The sequence below is a fragment of the bacterium genome, assembly GCA_040757115.1.
Classification (GTDB): Bacteria; UBA9089; CG2-30-40-21; order CG2-30-40-21; family SBAY01; genus JBFLXS01.
The window spans coordinates 1-6,729 of record JBFLYA010000203.1 but is presented as its reverse complement, the minus strand read 5'-3'; the positions used below and the strand labels follow the sequence as shown (position 1 = coordinate 6,729).

General features: G+C 37.2%; 8 protein-coding genes and 1 pseudogene. All 9 read left to right on the top strand.

Annotation, left to right across the window (positions count from 1 at the left end; translation table 11 throughout):
- Window positions 1–107: pseudogene (locus AB1422_14790) on the top strand (transposase).
- Between the two features lie 1,022 nt (window positions 108–1,129).
- Window positions 1,130–1,333: a hypothetical protein gene (locus AB1422_14785; protein MEW6620580.1), complete on the top strand. Its 204-nt coding sequence runs from the start codon at window positions 1,130–1,132 to the stop codon at window positions 1,331–1,333.
- Complete coding sequence (locus tag AB1422_14780) at window positions 1,300–1,839, top strand: DUF3368 domain-containing protein (protein MEW6620579.1); 540 nt, start codon at window positions 1,300–1,302, stop codon at window positions 1,837–1,839. Before AB1422_14785 ends, AB1422_14780 begins: the two co-directional genes overlap by 34 nt.
- Window positions 1,840–2,041: 202 nt before the next feature.
- Window positions 2,042–2,200: a hypothetical protein gene (locus AB1422_14775; GenBank protein MEW6620578.1), complete on the top strand. Its 159-nt coding sequence runs from the start codon at window positions 2,042–2,044 to the stop codon at window positions 2,198–2,200.
- Window positions 2,197–2,697 (top strand): type II toxin-antitoxin system HicB family antitoxin, encoded by a 501-nt coding sequence (locus tag AB1422_14770; protein MEW6620577.1) that lies wholly within the window; start codon window positions 2,197–2,199, stop codon window positions 2,695–2,697. The genes AB1422_14775 and AB1422_14770 overlap by 4 nt, the downstream gene beginning before the upstream one ends.
- A gap of 345 nt (window positions 2,698–3,042) precedes the next feature.
- Window positions 3,043–4,290: a hypothetical protein gene (locus tag AB1422_14765; GenBank protein MEW6620576.1), complete on the top strand. Its 1,248-nt coding sequence runs from the start codon at window positions 3,043–3,045 to the stop codon at window positions 4,288–4,290.
- A 467-nt stretch (window positions 4,291–4,757) separates the two neighbouring features.
- Window positions 4,758–5,165: a hypothetical protein gene (locus tag AB1422_14760; protein ID MEW6620575.1), complete on the top strand. Its 408-nt coding sequence runs from the start codon at window positions 4,758–4,760 to the stop codon at window positions 5,163–5,165.
- A 755-nt stretch (window positions 5,166–5,920) separates the two neighbouring features.
- Window positions 5,921–6,154, top strand: a complete 234-nt coding sequence (locus tag AB1422_14755; protein MEW6620574.1) for a hypothetical protein — start codon at window positions 5,921–5,923, stop codon at window positions 6,152–6,154.
- On the top strand, window positions 6,147–6,596 hold the full coding sequence (locus AB1422_14750; protein MEW6620573.1) for a type II toxin-antitoxin system VapC family toxin: 450 nt from the start codon (window positions 6,147–6,149) through the stop codon (window positions 6,594–6,596). The genes AB1422_14755 and AB1422_14750 overlap by 8 nt, the downstream gene beginning before the upstream one ends.
- Window positions 6,597–6,729: the final 133 nt, after the last annotated feature.

Sequence of the window (6,729 nt, the reverse complement as noted above, 5' to 3'; positions counted from 1 at the left end):
AATCAAAACGTGTTGTCTTTCACTTTCTCCCAAAACATGGCTCATGGCTCAACCAGATTGAAATTTGGCTAAGTATCCTCTCAAGGAAATTGCTCCGTCGAGGAATCTTTGAATCCTTACACGATCTCTTGAAGTAAAAATACTCGAATATATCATGCATTGGAACAATTTTTGGGCTCATCCATTTGCATGGACGTATAATGGCAAACCCCTTAAACTGTGAAAGAACTTAGCTAACACGGTACTAGTAAATCTCCAATCTGAAGGTAATAAAGAACGTAAAACCATTGGTGAAATTTGCAATTGGGTCAGACAACTGTTTTTCAAAGAGCTTTTAATCTGGAGTTATCAACAAGGCAAAACCGGAAAATCTATTGATTCTGTGTTGACAACTCTCTAAAAAACGCAAAAGTTTAGCTTTGAAGTTGAGTTGATAAAAAATGCTTCACCTATTTTCTTCCCTTTGTGTCCTTTGCGTTACTACTTTGTGCTCTTTGTGGTTTATCCTTTTTTAACCGCAAAGAACGCAAAGATTAGAGAAGAAAAGAATCATAGAAAATTCACGAAACTCCAGTTCGTAGATTTATACATTAAATTTCCTGCAAAAGTTTATTGACAGACTCAGGAGTCTGAAAATTTAGAGTTAGCAACGCATCAAGTTCGTGTTTATAAGTTGAATCAATTTTATGTCAACATTTTTCAAAAAATAATTATTGACATTTGTTTAACACTATGGTATATATATCTCAAAACCCTATATCACCTAACTATCGAGTCCCTATTAAAAAATCTGTAACTATTCAGCCACTGATTAACACGGATTAGCACGGATAAATACAGAAGGCAAAAGGCAGAAGGCAGAGGGCAGAGAGCAGAAGGCAGAGGACAGAGGCGGGTTGTCCCCCGCTGGCGGGGGTTAGGGGGTGGAAATTTCCTCCACTGGCAGAGAATCAAGAAGGATAGAAAATAAAAGTTAGAAGGAGAAGAACCCTTCAGCCTAATTACGGATACGGAAAAACGGACACGGATTGCGAATTTTCAGTGTTTCATCCGTGTCCATCTGTGGCTGAATAGTTACTTATTGAAAAGATTGGCGGTAATTGTTAAAATATAAAAAGGAGAAAAAATAATGAAAACAGTTAAGGTTTCCCTTCCAGAAAAGATAGAGATTGAGATTGAAAATTATGTAAAAAGCGGATGGTTTATTGATGAACAAGATGTATTGCGCGCTGCCATTCAGGAATTTATTGACCACAATAGGATAAAATTAAAAGAAGAGTTTATGAAAGAGGATATTGAATGGGCATTGAAATTGAAACCAGAAAAAGGCTGATTGTATGCGATACAGGACCAATTCTTCATTTACAAGAGATAGGGCTTTTAGATATTTTGCAAAAAGCAGGAAAGATTTACATTCCAAGGATGGTAGACATTGAAATAAATAGTCTTATTCCCCAATGGAAAAACCAAAAGCCAGAATGGATACTTATTGAAGCCTTATTACCAGAGGAAACCAGAGAAGCAGAATTTTTATCCCTTTCAGGATTACTAAATCCTGGTGAGGCTTTTGCCATTGTTCTTGCAAAACGGCTTAAACCAAAATGGTTTTTAACTGACGATACAGAGGCAAGAATTTTTGCTAATGCTTTAAGGTTAGAGGTGCACGGTTCATTAGGCATACTCTTGTGGGCGGCAAAAATGGGTCATTTAGATTATCTCCAAGCAAAAGAAGCACTTGAGAGATTCCCCAATACATCTCTCTGGATTTCAAAAGATATTCTCTTAAGCTCTCAAAAGGCATTAAAGGTAATGTTTAAATTAGGGGATGAGATTAAATAATGGTTGTTGTTATCTGTTCAGATTTTAATGTTTTACTTAAGTACAGAAGGGAGATTGGAACACTCCGTCTGCTGACGCAGACACCCCTCTCCACACCACGTCCTTTCGGGACACCCTTCTGGGAGGGAATGAGGGAAATTCCCCTTCCTTGAAGGGGTGTCAGACCGTAAGGTCTGACGGGGTAGTAAAGAGACAATGTAAGATGAAGAAGCTATTGGCGTTAGTGGTTTTAGGGCTAATTTGGGGAGATGAGGCAATGGCAACGGATTGGAATGTTAATCCAGGACAGTCAATCCAACTTGCAATAAATGCGGGAACAAATAGTGATATAACAAAGAAAGGTTTGGAGGTGAACAATTGATACACAACACAATTAAAGCTTATATTGAAAAGGGCGAAAGGTGTTGGGTGGCTCAATGTATAGAGATTGATGTAGTAACCCAAGGCGAAACAGTGGAAGAGGCAATTAAGAATTTAAGAGAGGCGGTTAGTCTCCATTTGGAAGGAGAGGATTTGAGTGAATATAACCTTTCTCCTAATCCCTCTTTGCTTAGGGAGCCAAATCTGTGGGTACAAGTTATTGGTCCGGATCAAATAAGGGTAGGTCGTCCTGCCACCTATATGGTCAAATTTGGAAATATAGGAAATGCTTTAGCTTTGGATTGCTACATCATTATTAAATTCTCTTCAGGATGCTATTTTAAAGTTAACTTGCCAAGTTTTGAACAATTTTCACAGGATTATTTATCATCGGATGAATATTCACTTGTAGTGCCCGTTCCTGTCATGCCGATGGAAAGCTCAAAAGAGTTTACTTTCTATCTTAAAACTTACCAATTGGGCAAGGTTAAAATGTAGACTCAAATAATCTCTTTAGCCTCGGAGTTTCAAATTCCCCAAGAAAAATATTCTACTTCCTTTGCTATAACTACAAAGCAAAGAGTATAACGAATATGCATATTATTATCCCCCCGGCACAGAGCCTCCTATAGGTGCAATAGTATATTGGGATTTGATGGGGGTAACAATGCATACAGGGATTTATGTAGGAAATGGAGAAACATTAAACTAGACACCGAGGAGGGTTATAGTTCCTTCAAATGTGTACGGTATAAGGTTTGGCTGAGGAAATTAGATGGTGGAAGGTCATACTTTGGTGCATGGACATGGCCCGGTTATACACTTGAAGCAGGGGAAGAGATTGTGAGAAGAGCTCGAGGACGGTTAGGAGAAACGGGAGACTATGCAATTCTCAAGGATAACAACCCTTTTATCGGTGGTAAATACAAAAATTGTAATACTTTTGTCAATGAATTACTCGCTGGAGTGTTTAGCCAAAAAGGCATTAGATGGTATGATAGTCCAAGGGTAACATTTCTACATTTTATAACTATTAGTCCATATTGGGAAGGATATCTTGCGTGGCCAACCATATGGTTAATGGAACTATCCCAGTATTATTGGCTTGAGTATAAATTTAAAAAGTTACGAGATTTTATAGGACTTTTTTTGAAATGTACACCTCCAAATGGCAAAGAAGAAGAGAAGGAGGTTGTTCAATCTATTGACCCCAACGATAAAGCCAGTCCCACAGGCTTTGACCCTGAAGGAACACCACAGACTCAGTGCAAGCGGTTTATTCCAGCGGATGTTCCACTAAGCTATATGGTCTTCTTCGAAAACCTTCCCACTGCTACGGCATATGCACAAGAAATCAAGATTAGCGACCAGCTTTCTCCTAATCTTGATACCTCAACCCTTATATTCAATAATATCTGCATCGGAGGTATGGTAATTGACCTGCCAGAAGATACTCAGCAAATCTCAACCTCAACCATATTTTATCCTGGAACATGGAGTGGTGGAACACCAGAAACAGACACAGTAAGGCTTAATATTCAGGCATCGCTTTCTGCCACAGAAACCCTTCAATTTAGGCTGGAAGGAAGGGATTTAAGCACAAATGAGCTTTCTGACCTCCTTCCACCAAATAGCAATCCTCCAAATGGAGAGGGCTGGGTAAGTTTTAGCATCAAACCTAAAAATAACCTTCCATCCGGAACTCAAATTAAAAACAAAGCATCCATTGTCTTTGATATAAACCCTCCATTGGATACACCAGAGGTATTCAACACCATTGACTCAGGCATACCAACCAGCTCGATGAATCCCCTTCCTGCAACTATTACCTCTAAAAGCTTCAATCTTTGCTGGGCAGGTTCTGATGACCTAAATGGCTCTGGAATTAGAAACTATACCATCTATTGTTCAGATAATGAAAGTCCTTATGCCCCGATTTATGTTGCCACCTCAACCGGTTCTTATACCTACAGAGGGAAATATAACCATAGATATAGGTTTTACTCAAGGGCATCTGATAATGTGGGAAATCTTGAAGCTATTCCAGAAACACCTGATTGTGAAATACTTCTTATCCCTGCAGGTCTCTAAATAAGAGAAATTATTATAGTTTAAAAGCTCACAAACTGTGATTTTTTAAAAGCCTGTTCCTGACAGGCTCAGGAGTCTAAAAATTTAGAGTTAGCAACGCATCAAGTTCGTGTTTATAAGTTGAATCAATTTTATGTCAACATTTTTCAAAAAATAATTATTGACATTTGTTTAACACTATGGTAATATATCTCAAAACCCTATATCACCTAACTATCGAGTCCCTATTAAAAAATCTGTAACTATTCAACCACTGATTAACACGGATTAGCACGGATAAATAAGAGAGGACAGAAGGCGGAAGTGTAAGGACAGGGTTTGTCCCTCCAACCCTAATTGCAGGCATGTCCCCTGTAGCGAGATTTTCCCTGTTTCATCCGCGTTCATCCGTGGCTGAACAGTTACACCTGACTTCAGGCTATCAGAATAATCCTTGAATTACAGTTTTTTCCCAGGAGGAGGTAAACATGGCAATAAAAATGTGGGGCTTCAGTGCTTCAAAACAATCTAAACCCAGGGTACCAGATGCCGTTAAGGCGAATGTGGAGACAAAGGCAAACAATCTCATTGAGACTGTTCTGAAACCGAATCACATCAAGGTTCCTTCTAAAGATGAGCGATATAACTACATCGTAGATATTTACTCGAAATGGTATCGAAACTATTTTTATTTTTGTGCAAAGTATGCCTGTCCTGGTCCATATGCCATTTCACCATTTTTTGAGGCAAAATTTGCTCGTCTGGAATATATTGGCAATGAATGTTTTAATCTTTCATACATGAGACACACACAACAATGGTGGGAGCTCTACACCGAGTTATCTTTAGATGAGTGTTTGGATGCTATCAGGGATGAACCTCACTTCTTGCCGTAAAGAGAACCGCCTGACAACTTGTTGCCGCCGACCACCAGAGACAACGGGTAACTGTTCAGATAGTAATTCACCGCAGAGACGCAAGAGTTCGCAGAGAGGAAAATATCTTTTTTTTCGTCTTTTTCGTGTTTTTCGGTGTTTAAAAAGGCTTAAAAACAGTTAGTCGAAAGTCCGTATTAAAAGATTAATAAACAACGAAAGACCCGAAATGCACAAAAAAAAGGAAATTTCTGTCTCTGGTGAATAGATTTTAATTTTTTTCTCTGCGTCTCTGCGGCATCTTGCGGTGAACGGTTACAAAGTTATATTTTTCGGATAATGTCAGTTATCTTCCTCTGTTCTCTCCCTATCTCCTTTCTTACACCAATTGAACACTTACAAATTTTGCAACCGCATTTCTGAATCAGTGGCATTTAATACTGTGATTCAGACAGTAGATTATAGACATCAGACTAAAGCGGGCAGAAATTGCAGAAGAATGTTGGAAGAGTTGGAAGTGTTGAAAACATTTCCTTAACTGATACTGACACTGACATAGTCACTGATTATAGGTAAGGCTTAGGAAAAATTCAGGGAGTGAAGTTTTGAGGATGGTTTCCCAAATGTCACTAATTTCCTGCATAAATAGAATCTATAGTCTTGTGTCTGATGTCCAGTGTCTGAATCACAGGCATTTAATATATTTTTATTGACTTTTCTATCTTATAAGGTTATAATATATTTAACAAGTTGATTTTTGATAAGGAGGGCATTCAATGCAAACCGTTGAATATATAGACAATTTTAATGTTTCTATCCTTCCGCCAATTGCCAAACAGGAATTATTTGATTTCTATGGTTATTTAGTGGCTAAATATTCACTTAGAACTGATATATCTGAGCAAAAAAAAGTCCCAGGAATTTCAACTAAAGAATTACTTAAAAAAGGAACTGTTTGTGCAGTAGGCGGAGATGCTGTCAAAGAATGTGAGGATATATATAATGAATAATATAATTCTTGACACAAATGTATTGATTTCCATTATTGATGAAAATGACAAATGGTTTAAAACCACAAAAGAAATTTTGACCAATTTACCTGAAAATACCAACTTCATTATTTTAGATATTGTTATTAATGAATCAATTAATGTTTTGGCTAAACGTTTTGAAAGTAAAAACCAACCAGAAAATTTTATAGTTGCCCTATCAAAAATGGAAACAGTTTATTTTGACAAAATTTTATGGGTAAGTGAATATATAAAATCATATCATTTTTCAATAATGACTACCTTAAAAGAACATAAGGGACTACTTAACTACAACGATTCTTTTATTATCAATTATATGCTTAATAATAATCTTTCAGATATTTTTTCATACGACGAAGACTTTGACTTAATACCGTCTATAAAAAGAATCAGCAATTCTCAGCGAAAATTAACGCATTGATTCCTTAAAAGGTAACCGTTCAGGCTATATATCAAAAGTGTAAGAAAGGGGATAAGGAGATAAGAGTGATATGGAGATAAGATAATAGAAATAGATTGAAATTTATAGAAATAGGTAGAAATTGATTGTGGAA

What these genes read in the sequence shown, in the direction of transcription:
- AB1422_14775 (MEW6620578.1), top strand. Translation starts at nt 2,042, where the DNA reads ATGAAGAAGCTATTGGCGTTAGTGGTTTTAGGGCTAATTTGGGGAGAT.
- AB1422_14760 (MEW6620575.1), top strand. Translation starts at nt 4,758, where the DNA reads ATGGCAATAAAAATGTGGGGCTTCAGTGCTTCAAAACAATCTAAACCC.
- AB1422_14780 (MEW6620579.1), top strand. Translation starts at nt 1,300, where the DNA reads ATGGGCATTGAAATTGAAACCAGAAAAAGGCTGATTGTATGCGATACA.
- AB1422_14755 (MEW6620574.1), top strand. Translation starts at nt 5,921, where the DNA reads ATGCAAACCGTTGAATATATAGACAATTTTAATGTTTCTATCCTTCCG.
- AB1422_14785 (MEW6620580.1), top strand. Translation starts at nt 1,130, where the DNA reads ATGAAAACAGTTAAGGTTTCCCTTCCAGAAAAGATAGAGATTGAGATT.
- AB1422_14750 (MEW6620573.1), top strand. Translation starts at nt 6,147, where the DNA reads ATGAATAATATAATTCTTGACACAAATGTATTGATTTCCATTATTGAT.